This is a genomic window from Streptomyces sp. NBC_00122 (assembly GCF_045160845.1).
Taxonomy (GTDB): domain Bacteria; phylum Actinomycetota; class Actinomycetes; order Streptomycetales; family Streptomycetaceae; genus Streptomyces.
This window is the reverse complement of record NZ_CP108191.1, coordinates 5,341,880-5,358,396: the sequence shown is the minus strand read 5'-3', so window position 1 is coordinate 5,358,396 and position 16,517 is coordinate 5,341,880. Positions and strand designations below refer to the sequence as shown.

The following is a 16,517-nucleotide window of genomic DNA, read 5'->3' as shown; positions in this document are numbered from 1 at the left end:
CTCGGTCGGTTCGGCCGTCTCGTTCGGTTCGGTCGGTTCGGTCGTCGTCGTCCGGCTCATCAGGAGATCCGCTCCTTGAGGTCCGTCAGCCAGCGGTCGATGACCGGGGCCGTCGTGTCGACGTGCTGCTCGACGATGGTGAAGTGCGTGCCGGGCACGGTCGCCACGGTGTCCGCGCCGTCCCAGTCGGCCTGCCAGTCGGCGTCGGGCGCGATCTCCGCGTCCTCCCCCATCTCGAAGAGGTCCCCGGCCCGTACGAAGAGCACCGGCGCCTCGATGGCGTCCTGCCGGAACTGCGGCAGGAGCTCCACGTACCGCCCCATCGCGGAGAGTTCGGCGCTGCTGAAGTTGCCGAGCGTGGCCGCCTTGCCGGGGACGGCGAAGGCCATCTGGTCGAAGATCGCGTCGTTGGTCTCGCCCATGTAGTAGGTGTCCAGCAGGACCAGCCCGGCGGGCCGTACCCCGTGCACCCGCTCCAGGCGGGCCACGGTGGCGTGGGCGAGCAGGCCGCCCGAGGAGAAGCCGAGCAGGGCGAACGGCTCCCCGCCCGCGGTGCGCAGCACGGCTTCGGCGAGTACGTCCACCGCCGCCTCGAACGACTCCGGCAGTGCCTCCCCGCGCCCGAATCCGGGGGTGGGGATACCGGACACGGGCATCGAGAGCCGGGCCGCGAGCCGCGCGTGCTGGTGCACGCCGCCCGCCACGGTCGGCGTGCTGAGGCAGATCAGCCGGGGCGCCTTCGCGTCCTCGCCCTGCGGCCGGGTGCGTGCCCCGTAGGACACCGCCGCGGGCAGGTCCGCCAGGTCGGCCGCCGAGCCGAAGGCGGGCCGCAGCGCGGCCACGGACCGCAGCATCGCCAGGCCGGGCTGGAGGTTCCCCGACATGATCGCGTCGAGGAACAGCCCGTACAGCGTGTCGTCGAGCCGGTCGTCGGCGTGCGCCGACGGCGCGTCGGCCCGCCCGGGCTCCCCGGGGGCGGCGCCCAGCCGCTCGGCGACCTGCCGGGCCAGAGCCAGCGGGTTCTTGCTGTCGAAGACCACCATGGCCGGCAGGGAGAGGCCGGAGGCCGCGTTCAGCCGGTTGCGCAGTTCGACCGCGGTCAGCGAGTCGAATCCGGCTTCCAGGAAGCCCGCTTCGGGGTCGACCGCGCTCGCGTCGGCGTGTCCGAGGACCTCGGCGGCGTGGGTAAGCACCGCTTCGAGTACGGCCTTCTCGCGCTCGGCGGCGCCGAGCGCGCGGACCTTCTCGCGCAGCGCGCCGGCCTCGGCGGCTCCGGCCGCGGCGCCGGCCCGGCGCCGCGCGGTGGGTGCCAGGCCCCGCAGCAGCGCGGGCACCTCGTCGGTACGGGCCCGCAGGGCTCCCAGGTCCACCCGCAGCGGTACGAGGGCGGGGGCGTCGGCCGCGACCGCCGCGTCGAAGAGCCACAGGCCCTCCTCCTCGGACAGGGCGGGCGTTCCGCTGCGCCGCATCCGCTGGAGGTCGGCCTCACCGAGCCACTGGCTCAGCCCGGTCTCGGTGTCCCACAGGCCGAAGGCCATCGAGGTGGCCGCGAGCCCCTGCGAGCGGCGGTGGGCCGCGAGCGCGTCGAGGAAGACGTTCGCCGCCGCGTAGTTGCCCTGTCCGGCGGCCATGACCAGGCCGCCGGCCGAGGAGAACAGCGCGAACGCGGACAGTTTGTGACCAGCCGTCAGTTCGTGCAGGTGCCAGGCCGCGTCGGCCTTGGCGGACAGTACGGTGTCCACCTGCTCCGGGGTGAGCGCCCCGACCAGGCCGTTGTGCGCCACACCGGCGGCGTGGACGATCCCGCGCAGCGGATGCGCCGGGTCGATGCCGTCGATCAGGGCGGCCACGGCGGCCCGGTCGGACACGTCGCAGGCGGCGATGTCCACCTGGGCCCCGAGCGCGGCCAGTTCCTCGCGCAGCCCGGCCGCGCCCGGCGCGCCCGCTCCCCGGCGGCTGGTCAGCAGCAGGTGCCGCACTCCGTGCGTGGTCACGAGGTGCTTGGCGACGAGCGCCCCCAGGCCTCCCGTACCGCCGGTGATCAGGACGGTCCCCTCGGCGTCCCACGGCGTGTCGCCGCCTGCCGCCGCGGACCGGGTGAGGCGAGGCGCGAGGACCTTGCCCTGCCGGACCGCGAGCTCCGGCTCGCCCGAGGCGAGCGCGGCGGCCAGCGCCTTCGGGGACACCTCGGCCTCCTCCAGGTCGAGCAGTACGAACCGGCCGGGATTCTCCGCCTGCGCGGCCCGCACCAGCCCCCAGACGGGGGCCTGCCGTACGTCGACCGGGTCGCCGTCGGCGACGGCCGCCGCGGCCCGCGTGACCAGGACCAGCCGCGACTGCGCGAACGCGGGCTCGGCCAGCCAGTGCTGTACGGCGGCGAGCGCCGTACCGACCGCGGTCCGCACTCCGGCGGGGACGTCCTCCTCACGGCCCGCGCCGGGCCCGGTCGCGAGGACCGGCAGCAGCACGGTGTCGGGCACGTCGGCGCCCTCGGCGCCCAGCGCGTCGAGTCCGGGGGCCACGGGAACGCCGGCGATCTCCAGGCCGGGACCCGCGACCGTCCACGCTCCGCGCGGTCCGGAGCCGCCGCCGACCGGCTGCCAGTCGACGGCCAGGAGCGCGTCGCGGAAGCCGCCGGTGGCCAGCTGCGCGGCGGCTACCGGACGCAGCTGCAGAGCGGCCACCGAGGCCACCGGCGCTCCGGCCGGGTCGGCGAGGTCTATGCGTACGGCGTTGCGCTGCCCCTCGACGGGAGCGAGACGGACCCGTACGGCGGTCGCGGACGCGGCGTGCAGGGTGACGCCCTCCCACGAGAAGGGGAGCAGCGCGACCCCCTCGTCCTCCTCGGCACCGAGCCCGCCGAAGCCGAGGGCGTGCATCGAGGCGTCGAGCAGCGCCGGGTGGAGTCCGAACCGTCCGGCGTCGGCGTGCGCCTGCTCGGGCAGCTCGATCTCGGCGTACAGGGCGTCGTCCAGCCGCCAGGCGGCGGTCAGGCCCTGGAAGACCGGGCCGTAGCCGAACCCGCGCTCTTGGAGCCGGTCGTACAGTTCGGCGGCGTCCAGCTGGGCCGCGCCGGTGGGCGGCCACGCGGTGAGGCCGTCGCCGGGCCCGGTGGCGCCGGGGGCGAGGAAGCCGTCGGCGTGCCGGGTCCACGGCTCGTCGGGCCTGTTCTCCGGGCGCGAGTAGACCTGCACGGTGCGCCGGGCCCGGGCGTCGGGTTCGCCCACGACGACCTGGACGGCGACGCCTCCGCGCTCCGGCAGCACGAGCGGGGCCTGGAGGGTGAGTTCTTCCAGGAGTTCGCAGCCGACGTGGTCGCCGGCCTGCAGCGCGAGCTCCACGAAGCCCGTGCCGGGGAGCAGGACGCTGCCGTGCACGGTGTGGTCGGCCACCCACGGCTGGGCGTCCAGCGAGATCCTGGCCGTGAAGGTCACCGCGTCGGCGTCGGGGGACGACAGGACGGCCGCGAGCAGCGGGTGGTCCAGGGCGTCCTGGCCGACGGCGACGGCATCGGTGGCGGGCTTGGCGGCGTCGACCCAGTAGCGGGTGCGCTGGAAGGGGTAGGTGGGCAGGTCGACGCGCTGGGCGCCGGTGCCGGCGTAGTACGCCTCCCAGTCGACGCGTACGCCGGCCACGTGCAGCTGCGCGAGGGCGGTGACGAGCGACTCGGGCTCCGCGCGGTCCTTGCGGAGAGCGGCCGCCGAGACGGACTGCTCGGCGTCGAGTACCTGCTGGGCGAGTCCGGTGAGGACACCGCCGGGCCCGATCTCCAGGAACCGGGTGACGCCTTCCTGCTCCAGCGTGCGCACGGCGTCGGCGAAGCGGACGGCTTCACGGACCTGGCCGACCCAGTACTCGGGCGACCCCCAGTCCGCACCGGACCGGTCACCCGTCACGGTCGAGACGGCCGCGACCCGCGGCTCCCCGTACGCCAGCTCCCCGGCGACGGCCCGGAACTCGTCGAGCATCGGATCCATCAGCGAGGAATGGAACGCGTGCGAGACGGACAGCCTGCTGGTCTTGCGACCCGCCGCCTCGACATGCCCGCCGAGCGCCAGGACCGCAGCCTCCACACCCGAAACCACCACGGATTCCGGCCCGTTGACCGCCGCGATAGCGACACCGTCGCCCAGCAGCGGCAGCACCTCGTCCTCGGTTGCCTGCACGGCCAGCATCGCACCACCCGCGGGCAGTGCCTGCATCAGACGGCCACGTGCCACGACCAGCCGGGCCGCGTCAGCGAGCGACAGCACCCCGACCGCGTGGGCGGCGGCCAGCTCACCGATCGAATGCCCGGCGACCACGTCGGGCTTCACGCCCCACGCCTCGACCAGCCGGAACAACGCCACCTCAAGCGCGAACAACGCCGACTGCGTGATCGCCGTCGCGTTCAGCGCCTCCGCGTCCTCACCCCACACCACCTCACGCAACGACCGCCCCAGATGCGGGTCGACCTCCGCACACACCGCGTCGAAAGCCTCGGCGAACACCGGGAAGGACGCGTACAACTCCCGCCCCATACCGAGGCGTTGTGCACCCTGCCCCGTGAACAGGAACGCGGTCTTTCCGGAGCGGCGCGCCAGGTCCCGGACCACCGCGGGTGCGTTGCGGCCCTGGGCCAGGGCGGTCAGCCCGTGCAGCAGCTCCGAACGCTCCGTTCCCACGACCACCGCCCGGTGGGCGAACGCCGTGCGCGAGGAGACCAGTGAGAGGCCGATGTCCGTCGCGTCGCTCTCCGGCCGGTCCGTGACCTGCTCCAGCAGGCGTTCGGCCTGGGCTGCGAGGGCCTGCGGGGTCTTGGCCGACAGCACCCAGGGCAGGGCCGGGAGTCCGGCCCGTTCGGCCTGCGCCTCCGCACCTTCGGGGGCCTCCTCGACGATGACGTGGGCGTTCGTCCCGCTGATGCCGAAGGAGGAGACGGCGGCCCGGCGGGGCCGGTCCGTGGTCTGCCATTCCCGGGCCTCGGTGAGCAGTTCCACGCTCCCCGCCGCCCAGTCCACCTGGTCGGACGGCGCGTCCACGTGCAGGGTCTTCGGCAGCGTCCCGTGGCGCATGGCCATGACCATCTTGATGATGCCCGCGACGCCCGCGGATGCCTGGGTGTGGCCCATGTTGGACTTGATGGAGCCCAGGTAGAGGGGCCGGCCCTCGGGGCGGTCCTGCCCGTACGTCGCCAGCAGTGCCTGCGCCTCGATCGGGTCGCCCAGGGTCGTACCGGTGCCATGTGCCTCCACCGCGTCGACCTCGACCGCCGACAGACCGGCGTTGGCCAGCGCCTGGCGGATCACCCGCTGCTGCGAGGGCCCGTTCGGCGCGGTCAGACCGTTCGACGCACCGTCCTGGTTCAGGGCGGACCCGCGGACGACGGCGACCACCGGGTGGCCGGCCCGCCGCGCGTCGGAGAGCCGCTCCAGGAGCAGGACGCCCGCGCCCTCGCCCCAGGCGACACCGTCGGCCGAGGCGGCGAAGGACTTGGACCGGCCGTCGGGGGCGAGCCCGCGCTGCCGGCTGAACTCCACGAACATGCCCGGTGTGCCCATGACGGCGACACCGCCGGCCAGGGCGAGGGAGCACTCCCCCGACCTCAGCGCCTGCACCGCCATGTGCAGTGCGACCAGCGAGGACGAGCAGGCCGTGTCCACGGTGACCGAGGGGCCTTCGAGCCCGAGCGTGTACGACGTACGGCCGGAGACGAGGCTGCCGCCGCTGCTGGCCGCGGCCTCCACGCCGAGGGCGTAGTCGTGGTACATCACACCGGCGAACACGCCGGTCGAACTGCCCTTGAGGGCCGCCGGGTCGATACCGGCCCTCTCGATCGCCTCCCAGGACACCTCCAGCAGCAGCCGCTGCTGCGGGTCCATCATCAGCGCCTCGTTCGGGCTGATCCCGAAGAACACCGGGTCGAACTCGGCCGCGTCGTAGAGGAATCCGCCTTCGCGGGCGTACGTCCGGCCGGGCGTGCCCGGCTCCGGGTCGTAGACCTCCGGGTCCCAGCCCCGGTCGGCCGGGAACCCGCCGATGGCGTCGACGCCTCCGGCCACGAGGTCCCACAGCTCGTCCGGCGTGGTCACCCCGCCCGGGTAGCGGCAGCCCATCCCCACGATCACGATCGGGTCGTCCACGTCCGGTCCGCCGGAGGCGGCCGGCACGGCGCGGGCGGGTACGGGTGCGATGTGGCTCCGGCCGGCCACCTCGGCGCCGATGTGTGCGGCCACGGACTGCGCGGTCGGGTAGTCGAAGATCAGCGTGGCGGGCAGCCGCAGCCCGGTCGCCGAGCCGAGCCGGTTGCGCAGCTCCACGGCGGCGAGCGAGTCGAAGCCCAGCTCGCTGAAGGCCCGCTCGGGCTCGATCGCGTCCGGCGAGGCGTGGCCGAGGACACCGGCGACCTGGCCGCGTACGAGGTCGAGGAGCGCCGCGGCCTGCCCGTCGGCGTCCAGCCCGGCCAGCCGTGCGAGCAGCCCGTCGCCGCCGTCCGCGGACTGCGCGGCCCGGCGCACCGGGACGCGTACGAGGCCACGGAGGAGGGCGGGAAGCTCTTCGGCCCGGCCGCGCAGGACGTTGGTGTCGATCCGCAGGGGGACGAGGGCGGGCTGTCCCGAGCGCAGGGAGAGGCTGAACAGCGCCAGGCCCTCGGCCTGGGAGAGGGCGGGCAGGCCCTGGGCCGCCATGCGCTCCTCGGCCAGGTCCAGCATGGTGGTCATGCCGGTGTTGACGCCCCAGAGGCCGAAGGCCATCGCGGTGGCCGCCAGCCCCTCCGCGCGGCGGTGAGCCGCGAGCGCGTCGAGGAAGACGTTGGCGGCCGCGTAATTGCCCTGACCGGCCGCCAGCACCAGACCGCCCGCCGACGAGAACATGACGAACGCCGACAGGTCCAGGCCCCGGGTCAGCTCGTGCAGATGCCAGGCCGCGTCCGCCTTCGGACGCAGCACGGCGTCCATGCGCTCGGGAGTGAGGGCTCCGATGACGCCGTTGTCGGCGACTCCGGCCACGTGGACCACGCCCGTCAGGGGGTGCGCCGGATCCACACCGTCCAGGACCGCCTTCAGCGCGTCCCGGTCCGCCACGTCGCACGCGGCGACGGCGACCGAGGCACCCGATTCCGTGAGATCCGCGAGCAGTCCGTCGACGCCGGGCGTGTCCGCGCCCCGCCTGCCCAGGAGCAGCAGGTGCCGTATCCCGTGCTCGGCCACCAGGTGGCGGGCCACCAGGGCGCCCAGGCCGCCCGTACCGCCCGTGATCACGACGGTTCCGGCCGCGTCCCACACCGGCTCCGCGCCGTCGTCCGCCGACACCCGGGCCAGCCGCGGCACCGACACCTCACCGGCGCGTACGGCCGACTCGGGCTCGCCCAGGGCCAGTACCCGCGCCAGGTCCACCGAGTCGTCGGTGTCGATCAGCGCGAACCGGCCCGGGTTCTCCGCCTGCGCCGACCGCACCAGACCCCACACCGGAGCCTGCCGCACATCGACGGCCTCACCGTCGCCGACGGCCACCGCACCCCGCGTGACCACCGCCAGCACCGCGCCCTCGGGACGCTCCTCGGCCAGCCAGTCCTGGACCGCCGCCAAGGCCCGGTTGGCCAGGTCGTGCACGGCGGCCGGGACGTCCGTGTCCGCCGGGTCGCACTCGAAGACGACCGTGCCTTCGGGCAGGCTCTGGGAGCCCGCCGAGGCCGGCACGGGCAGCGGGTTCCAGGCGATGCGGAAGAGCGAATCGGTTCCGCCCGCGTCGAGCTGCTCCGTGGAGACGGGCCGGCCGACGACCGCGCCGACGGTGGCGACGGGGGCGCCGGTGGCATCGGCCACCTGCAGCGAGAGGCTCTCCGGCGTGGGCTGGGTGATCCTCACCCGTACGGCGGAGGCTCCCGCCGCGTGCAGCGTGATGTCCTTCCAGACGAAGGGCAGTACGGTCTCGTCGCCGCCGGTGCCGTTCACCAGTGCCGCGTGCATGGCGGCGTCCAGGAGCGCGGGGTGGAGTCCGAACTCCGCGGCCTCGGCGTGCGACTGCTCCGGCAGCGCGACCTCGGCGTAGAGCACGTCGCCCCGCCGCCAGGCCGCCTTGAGGCCCTGGAACGTCGGACCGTAGCCGAAGCCGCGCTCGCGCAGGCCCTCGTACGCGCCGTCCAGGGGCAGTTCGTCCGCTCCCGCGGGCGGCCACGCGGCCAGGTCGAAGCCGGGGGCTCCGGCGCGCGTGGCGAGCACGCCGTCGGCGTGCAGGGTCCACGGCAGGTCCGGCCGGTCCTCGGCGCGCGAGTAGACGCTCACCGACCGCCGCCCGGAGGCGTCGGCCGCGCCGACGACCATCTGTACGGTCAGCGCGCCGCGCTCGGGGAGGATCAGCGGTGCCTGGAGTGCCAGCTCCTCCAATACGTCGCAGCCCACCTGGTCACCGGCGCGTACCGCCAGCTCCACGAAGCCGGTACCCGGCAGCAGGACGCTTCCCAGGACCTCGTGATCGGCGATCCAGGCGTGGGTGCTCGCGGACAGCCGGCCGGTGAAGGTGACCAGGTCGGTGTCCGGGGAGGGCAGGACCGCGCCGAGCAGCGGGTGCCCGGCATCGGTCAGGCCTGCGGTCGCCATGCTGCCGCTGCCGGAGCCGATCCACGAGTTGGCGAGGTACTCCTCGGTGCCGATCCAGTAGCGGGTGCGTTGGAAGGCGTAGGTGGGCAGGTCGACGCGGCGGGCGCCGGTACCGGCGTGGAACGCCTCCCAGTCGACGGCCACGCCGTGGACGTGGAGCTGGGCCACGGCGGCGACCAGGGTCTCCGGCTCGGAGCGGTTCTTGCGCACGGCCGCGACGAGCACGGCGTCGTCCAGGCTCTGCGCGGCGAGGCCGGTCAGGATCCCGTCCGGGCCGATCTCCAGGAACCGGGTCACACCCTGCTGCTCCAGCGTGCGGACGGCGTCGGCGAAGCGGACGGCCTCACGGACCTGCCCGACCCAGTACTCGGGCGACTGCCACGCCTCCGACAGCTCACCCGAGACCGTGGAGACGACCTGCACGCGAGGAGCGTTGAAGGTCAAGGCCTCGGCAACGGTCCGGAACTCGTCCAGCATCGGGTCCATCAGAGCCGAGTGGAACGCGTGCGACACCGACAGACGGCTGGTCTTGCGACCCGCCGCCGAGAAGTGCTCACCCACGGCCAGGACCCCGGCCTCGACACCCGAGACCACCACCGACTGCGGACCGTTCACCGCCGCGACACCGACACCATCGGACAGCAGCGGCAGCACCTCCGCCTCCGTGGCCTGCACGGCCAGCATCGCACCACCCGCAGGCAGCGCCTGCATCAGACGGCCACGCGCCACCACAAGTTGAGCCGCATCCGCCAACGACAACACACCGGCGACATGCGCCGCCGCCAGCTCACCGATCGAATGACCGGCCACCACATCGGGCTTCACACCCCACGCCTCGACCAGCCGGAACAACGCCACCTCAAGCGCGAACAGGGCGGGCTGGGTGATCGCGGTCGCGTTCAACGCCTCCGCATCCTCACCCCACACCACCTCACGCAACGAGCACCCCAGATGCCCGTCGACCTCCGCACACACCGCGTCGAACGCCTCGGCGAACACCGGGAAGGACACGTACAACTCCCGCCCCATACCCAGCCGCTGCGCACCCTGCCCCGTGAACAGGAACGCCGTCCGGCCACCGGACTGTGTCTGTCCGGCGACCACCGCGGGGTGGGTCTCGCCCGCCGCGAGGGCCGCGAGCGCGCTCTCGCGCTCACCCACCACCACGGCCCGGTGCTCCATCGTGCTGCGCGCCGAGGCCAGGGTGTGCCCGATGTCCTCGGGGCGGTACGCGTCCGCCACCGCGAGCAGCCGCTCGGCCTGGCCGGCCAGCGCCTTCGCGGACTTCGCCGACAACACCCAGGGAGCCACGGACGGTTCGCCACCGGCCTCGGCCTCCGCTTCGGCGGGCCGCGGGGCGGCGGGAACCTCTTCGACGATCACGTGGGCGTTGGTCCCGCTGATGCCGAAGGAGGAGATGCCGGCCCGGCGCGGACGGCCGTCGGCCTGCCATTCCCGGGCCTCGGTGAGTAGTTCCACCTCGCCCGCCGACCAGTCGATCTGGTCCGAGCGCTCCTCGGCGTGGAGGGTCGGCGGCAGCACACCGTGCCGCATCGCCATGACCATCTTGATGATGCCCGCGACGCCCGCCGCGGCCTGCGTGTGGCCCATGTTGGACTTGATGGAGCCCAGCCACAGCGGCTGGCCCTCGGGCCGGTCCTGTCCGTACGTGGCCAGCAGCGCCTGCGCTTCGATCGGGTCGCCCAGGGTCGTACCGGTGCCGTGTGCCTCCACCGCGTCGACCTCGAACGCCGACAGACCGGCGTTGGCCAGCGCCTGGCGGATCACCCGCTGCTGCGCGGGACCGTTCGGCGCGGTCAGACCGTTCGACGCACCGTCCTGGTTCAGCGCCGAACCCCGCACCGTCGCCAGGACCGGGTGCCCGTTGCGCCGCGCGTCCGAAAGCCGCTCCAGCAGCAGCATTCCGGCGCCCTCGCCCCAGCCCGTGCCGTTCGCGTTCACACCGAACGACTTGCACCGGCCGTCGGGGGCGAGGCCGCGCTGCCGGCTGAACTCGACGAAGACCTCGGGGGTGGCCATGACGGCGACGCCGCCGGCCAGGGCGAGGGAGCACTCCCCCGACCTCAGCGCCTGCGCCGCCATGTGCAGCGCGACCAGCGAGGACGAGCACGCCGTGTCCACGGTGACGGCCGGCCCCTCGAGGCCGAACACGTACGAGACGCGCCCGGAGGCGATGGCTCCGGTGCTGTTGTTGGCGGCGTAGTCGTGGTACATCATCCCGGCGTAGCAGCCGGTCATGCTGCCGCGCAGGGTCTCCGGGTCGATCCCGGCCCGCTCGAACACCTCCCAGGCCGTCTCCAGCAGCAGGAACTGCTGCGGGTCCATGACAGCCGCCTCGTTGGGGCTGATCCCGAAGAAGGCCGGGTCGAACTCGCCCGCCTCGTGCAGGAAGCCGCCCTCGCGGGCGTAGCTGGTGTGGGGCCGCTCGGCGGTCGGGTCGTAGATGCGGTCGAGGTCCCATCCGCGGTTGGCGGGGAAGCCGGAGACGGCGTCGACGCCGTCGGCGACCAGCTGCCACAGGTCCTCGGGGGTGCGTACGCCGCCGGGGTAGCGGCAGGCCATGGCGACGATCACGATCGGGTCGTCGTCGACGGCTCCGCCGGACCGGACCGCGGTGGCCGCTGGGCCCGACTGCCCGGTGGATCCGTCGAGTTCGTCGAGGAGGTGGCGGGCCAGCGCGCGCGGGTTGGGGTAGTCGAAGGCGAGGGTGGCGGGCAGCCGGACGTCGGCGGCGGCGCTGACGGCGTTGCGGAACTCGACCGCGGTGAGCGAGTCGAAGCCGAGCTCGCTGAACGCCCGCGTCTCGTCGACCGCGTGCGCCCCCGGGTATCCGAGGGTGACGGCGACCTGCGTACGGACCAGGTCGAGCAGGACGGCCGTGCGCTCCTCCCGGTCCAGTCCGGCCAGTCGGCCCCGCAGGGCGCCGGCCGCCTCGGGGGCCGACACCGCGCTCCTGCGCGCCCGTACGCGGACCAGGCCGCGGAAGAGCGGCGGCAGGGCCTCGCCCGCCTCGGCGAGCGTGCGCACGTCGAGGCGGATCGGGACGACGAGCGGGTTGTCGACCGTCAGGGCCCGGTCGAAGAGGTCCACCCCGTATGCAACGGTGAGCGCGCCGATGCCGGTGCGGCTCATCCGCTGGAGGTCGGCGTCGGTCAGGGAGCCGGACATGCCGCTCGCCCACAGGCCCCAGGCGAGGGACTGGGCGGGCAGGCCGTGGGCGCGCCGGTGGGTGGCGAGAGCGTCGAGCAGGGCGTTCGCCGCACCGTAGTTGCCCTGTCCGGGCACGCCCAGGACGCCGGTCGCGGAGGAGAACAGCACGAAGGCCGACAGCTCCAGGCCGCGGGTCAGTTCGTGCAGGTGGAGCGCCGCGTCGGCCTTGGCGGCGAGTACGGTGTCCAGGCTCTGCGGGGTCAGCGAGGCGATGAGCGCGTCGTCGAGCACGCCGGCGAGGTGGACCACGCCGGTGAGCGGCACGCCGGTGATGAGCGCGGCGAGGGCGTCGCGGTCTCCCGCGTCGCAGGCGGCGACGGTGGCCTCGGCGCCGAGTCCGCGCAGTTCGGCGCGGAGTTCGACGGCTCCCGGGGCGTCCGCACCGCGCCGCGAGACCAGCAGGAGGCTGCGTACGCCGTGGGCCTCGACCAGCTGCCGGGCCACCAGGCGGCCGAGGGCGCCGGTCGCGCCGGTGACCAGGACGGTGCCGTTGCCGAAGTCGGGCCGGACGCGTCGCTCGGGGTCGTCGGTGAGGCGGGCGAGGCGCGCGCCGTGCACGGTCGTGCCGCGTACGAGGGTCTGGGGCTCGTCGGCGGCCACCGCGGCGGCGGCCTCCCCCGCGTCGGCGAGGTCGGAGAGGTCCGTGAGGAGGAACCGGTCCGGGTTCTCGGCCTGTGCGGAACGCACCAGGCCCCACACGGCCGCGCCGGCCAGGTCGGTGACGTCCTCGCCGGGCCGGGCCACGGCCCCGGAGGTCGCGACGAGCAGCCGCGAGGCGGCGTACCGCTCGTCGGCGAGCCAGCTCTGCAGGACGGCGAGCACCCTGGCGGTGGCGGCGCGCACCGACGCCGGGTCCGACCCGGGCAGCGAGCGCAGGACGACGGTCTGCGGTACGGGCCCGTCGGCGGGCAGGGTGTCCCAGTCGGCCGGTGCGGCCGCCGGGGCCGCGGGGGCGGGCAGCGCGGTCCAGTCGAGGGCGAAGAGGGATTCGTGGGCGACCGTGCGGGCGGCGGCGAGCTGCTCGGCGGAGACCTCGCGCAGGACCAGGGAGTCCACGGACAGCACCGGTCGGCCCGTCTCGTCGCCGACGGACAGGGCGATGGCGCCCGCGCCGTCGGGTGCGATCCGGACCCGCAGCCGGTTGGCGCCGGAGGCGTGCAGCCGCACTCCCGTCCAGACGAACGGCAGGACCGGGCCCTGGGCCCCGGCGAACAGGCCGGTGAAGACGGAACCGTGCAGCGAGGCGTCCAGCAGCGCCGGGTGCAGGCCGAACGCGGCTGCGTCGGCGTGGGCCCGCTCCGGCAGGGCGACCTCGGCGTACACCTCGGTCCCTGCGGCCCAGGCGGCCGAGAGCCCGCGGAAGGCCGGGCCGTACGGGAGGCCGGCCTCGGCCAGCGCCTCGTACACGCCGTCCGTCTCGATCGGGGTGGCGGCGGCGGGCGGCCAGGTGTCCAGGCCGAGGGAGTCGAGAGCGGAGTCCGCGGCGGTGGCCAGGACGCCGGCCGCGTGCAGGGTCCACGGCTGGTCGGGCTGGTCGTCCCGGCGGGAGTGGACGCTGACCGGTCGCCGCCCGGAGGCGTCCGCGGCGCCGACCTCGACCTGGAGGGCGACCGCGCCGCGCTCGGGCAGGACCAGGGGAGCCTGGAGCATCAGCTCTTCGAGCAGTTCGCAGCCGACCTGGTCGCCCGCACGCACGGCGAGCTCCACGAAGCCGGTGCCGGGGAAGACCACGGAGTCGCCGACGACGTGGTCGGCGAGCCAGGGCTGGGCCGATACGGAGACCCTGCCGGTCAGGACCACGCCGCCGGAGTCGGCGAGGGAGACCACGGCGCCGAGCAGCGGGTGCCCGGCGGCGGCCAGGCCGGCTGCCGAGAGGTCGCCGAGGGCGCCGGTGCCCTCGACCCAGTAGCGGGTGCGCTGGAAGGCGTAGGTGGGCAGGTCGACGCGGCGGGCGCCGGTACCGGCGTAGAAGGCCTCCCAGTCGACGGCCGTGCCGGAGGCGTAGAGCTGGGCCACGGCGGTGACCAGGGCCTCGGGCTCGGGGCGGCTGCGGCGCAGGGCCGGTACGAGGACCGCCTGCTCGGAGGCGGCGCTCTGCTGGGCGAGTCCGGTGAGGATGCCGTCGGGGCCGATCTCCAGGAAGCGGGTGACGCCCTCCTGTTCCAGGGCGCGGACGGCGTCGGCGAACCGGACGGCCTCCCGGACCTGGGAGACCCAGTAGTCCGGGGACTGCCAGCGGGCGCCGGGGCGGTCGCCGGTCACCGTGGACACGGCCGCGATGCGCGGCTCCTCGTACGTCAGCTCCTGCGCGACGGCCCGGAAGGCGTCGAGCATCGGCTCCATGAGGGGCGAGTGGAAGGCGTGCGAGACGGCGAGACGGCTGGTCTTTCGTCCGGCCGCGGTGAAGTGTTCGCCGATCGCGAGGACGGCGTCCCCGGTTCCCGAGACGACCACGGATTCGGGGCCGTTGACGGCGGCGATGTCCACGCCGTCGGTGAGCAGCGGGAGGACTTCCTGCTCGGTGGCCTGGACGGCGAGCATCGCGCCGCCGTCGGGCAGTTCCTGCATCAGGCGCCCGCGGGCGACCACCAGGCGGGCCGCGTCGGCGAGCGACAGCACGCCCACGGCGTGGGCGGCGGCCAGCTCGCCGATCGAGTGCCCGGCGACCGCGTCGGGGGTGATGCCCCAGGCTTCCACGAGCCGGAACAGGGCGACTTCGAGGGCGAACAGGGCGGGCTGGGTGATCGCGGTCGCGTTCAGCGCCTCCGCGTCCTCACCCCACACCACCTCACGCAACGACCGGCCCAGGTGCGGGTCGATCTCCGCGCACACCGCGTCGAAGGCCTCGGCGAACACCGGGAAGGACGCGTACAACTCCCGCCCCATCCCGAGGCGTTGCGCGCCCTGGCCGGTGAACAGGAACGCGGTCCGGCCCTTCGCCACCACCCCGCTCACCACACCCGGGTGCGGCTGCCCCTCGGCCAGCGCGGCGAGACCGGCGAGCGCGGCGTCCCGGCCGTCCGCCAGGACGACGGCACGGTGGTCGAGCGCCGCGCGGCTCGTGGCCAGCGAGTAGGCCAGGTCCGCGGATCCGGGCTCCGGTGCGGCCGTGACGTGGGCGCGCACCCGGCCCGCCTGGGCGGCCAGCGCCTGGGCGTCGCGGCCGGAGACCGGCCAGGGCAGGAGGGCGGGCAGCGGTACGACGGCGGCGGCGGACGGCTCCTGCGGCGCGTCGGCGGACTCGGCGGGCTCGGCCGGCTCCTCGGCGGGGGCTTCCTCCAGGATGACGTGGGCGTTGGTGCCGCTGACTCCGAACGCGGAGACGCCGGCCCGTCGCGGCCGGTCCTCGGCGCGCTCCCACTCACGGGATTCGGCCAGCAGCCGGACCTGGCCCGCGGTCCAGTCGACGTGGCTCGACGGTTCGTCGACGTGCAGGGTCTGCGGCAGCACTCCGTTGCGCAGGGCCATGACCATCTTGATGACGCTGCCGACACCGGCGGCGGCCTGCGCGTGCCCGAGGTTGGACTTGATGGAGCCCAGCCACAGCGGCTGCCCCTCGGGGCGGTCCTGCCCGTAGGTGGCCAGCAGCGCCTGCGCCTCGATGGGGTCGCCCAGGGTCGTACCGGTGCCGTGCCCCTCGACGACGTCCACCTGCGTGGCCGGGATCCGGGCGTTGGCGAGCGCCTGGCGGATGACCCGCTGCTGGGCCCGGCCGTTGGGGGCGGTCAGACCGTTGCTGGCGCCGTCCTGGTTGACGGCGCTGCCGCGTACGACGGCCAGCACGGGGTGGCCGTTGCGGCGCGCATCCGCCAGCCGTTCGAGTACGAGCATGCCCGCGCCCTCGGACCAGCCGGTGCCGTCGGCCGCCTCGGCGAAGGCCTTGCAGCGGCCGTCGGGGGCGAGGCCGCGCTGCCGGCTGAACGCGATGAACGGCGAGGGGGTGGACATCACCATGACGCCGCCGGCGAGGGCCAGCGAGCATTCCCGCTGGCGGAGCGCCTGGGCGGCCAGGTGGAGGGAGACGAGGGAGGAGGAGCACGCCGTGTCGACGGTGACCGCGGGGCCTTCCAGCCCCAGGGTGTAGGAGATCCGGCCGGATATGACGGCGGCCGCGTTGGCCGTGGTCATGTAGGCCTCGGCGACCTCGCCCGCCGCGCCGATCAGGTACTCGTAGTCCTGGATCCCGGAGCCGGCGAACACGCCGACCGGCTTGCCGCGCAGCGACACCGGGTCGATGCCGGCCCGCTCGATCGCCTCCCAGGACACCTCCAGCAGCAGCCGCTGCTGCGGGTCCATGGTCAGCGCCTCGTTGGGACTGATCCCGAAGAACCCCGCGTCGAAGCCGGCGACGTCCTGGACGAAGCCGCCCTCGTGGACGTAGCTGCTGCCGGACTCGGTGCTCTCCTGCTCATCGCCGCGGAGCCCGTCGAGGTCCCAGCCCCGGTCGGTGGGGAAGGTGGTGATGGCGTCCCGGCCGTCGGCCACGAGCCGCCACAGGTCGTCCGGGGTGCTGATGCCTCCGGGGTAGCGGCAGCTCATCGCCACGATGGCGATGGGCTCGTGGTCCTGGTTCTCGACCTCCTGAAGCCTGCGGCGGGTCTGGTGCAGATCCGCCGTGACCCGCTTGAGGTAGTCGAGAAGCCTTGCGTCGTCATTGGACATCTTGGTCCCACCGAGTCCTTGTTCATGCCGTGAGGTCGAGTCGGG

General features: G+C 74.5%; 1 protein-coding gene. It reads right to left on the bottom strand.

What is annotated here, in order from left to right; all coding sequences use genetic code 11:
* Nucleotides 1–59: 59 nt before the first annotated feature.
* A complete protein-coding gene (locus OG737_RS24835; protein WP_405921987.1) occupies nucleotides 60–16,472 on the bottom strand; it encodes an SDR family NAD(P)-dependent oxidoreductase in 16,413 nt (5,470 codons plus the stop codon).
* Nucleotides 16,473–16,517 lie beyond the last annotated feature (45 nt).

Excerpts from the sequence above, each read along its gene's own strand:
- OG737_RS24835 (WP_405921987.1), bottom strand. The coding sequence starts at position 16,472 with ATGTCCAATGACGACGCAAGGCTTCTCGACTACCTCAAGCGGGTCACG.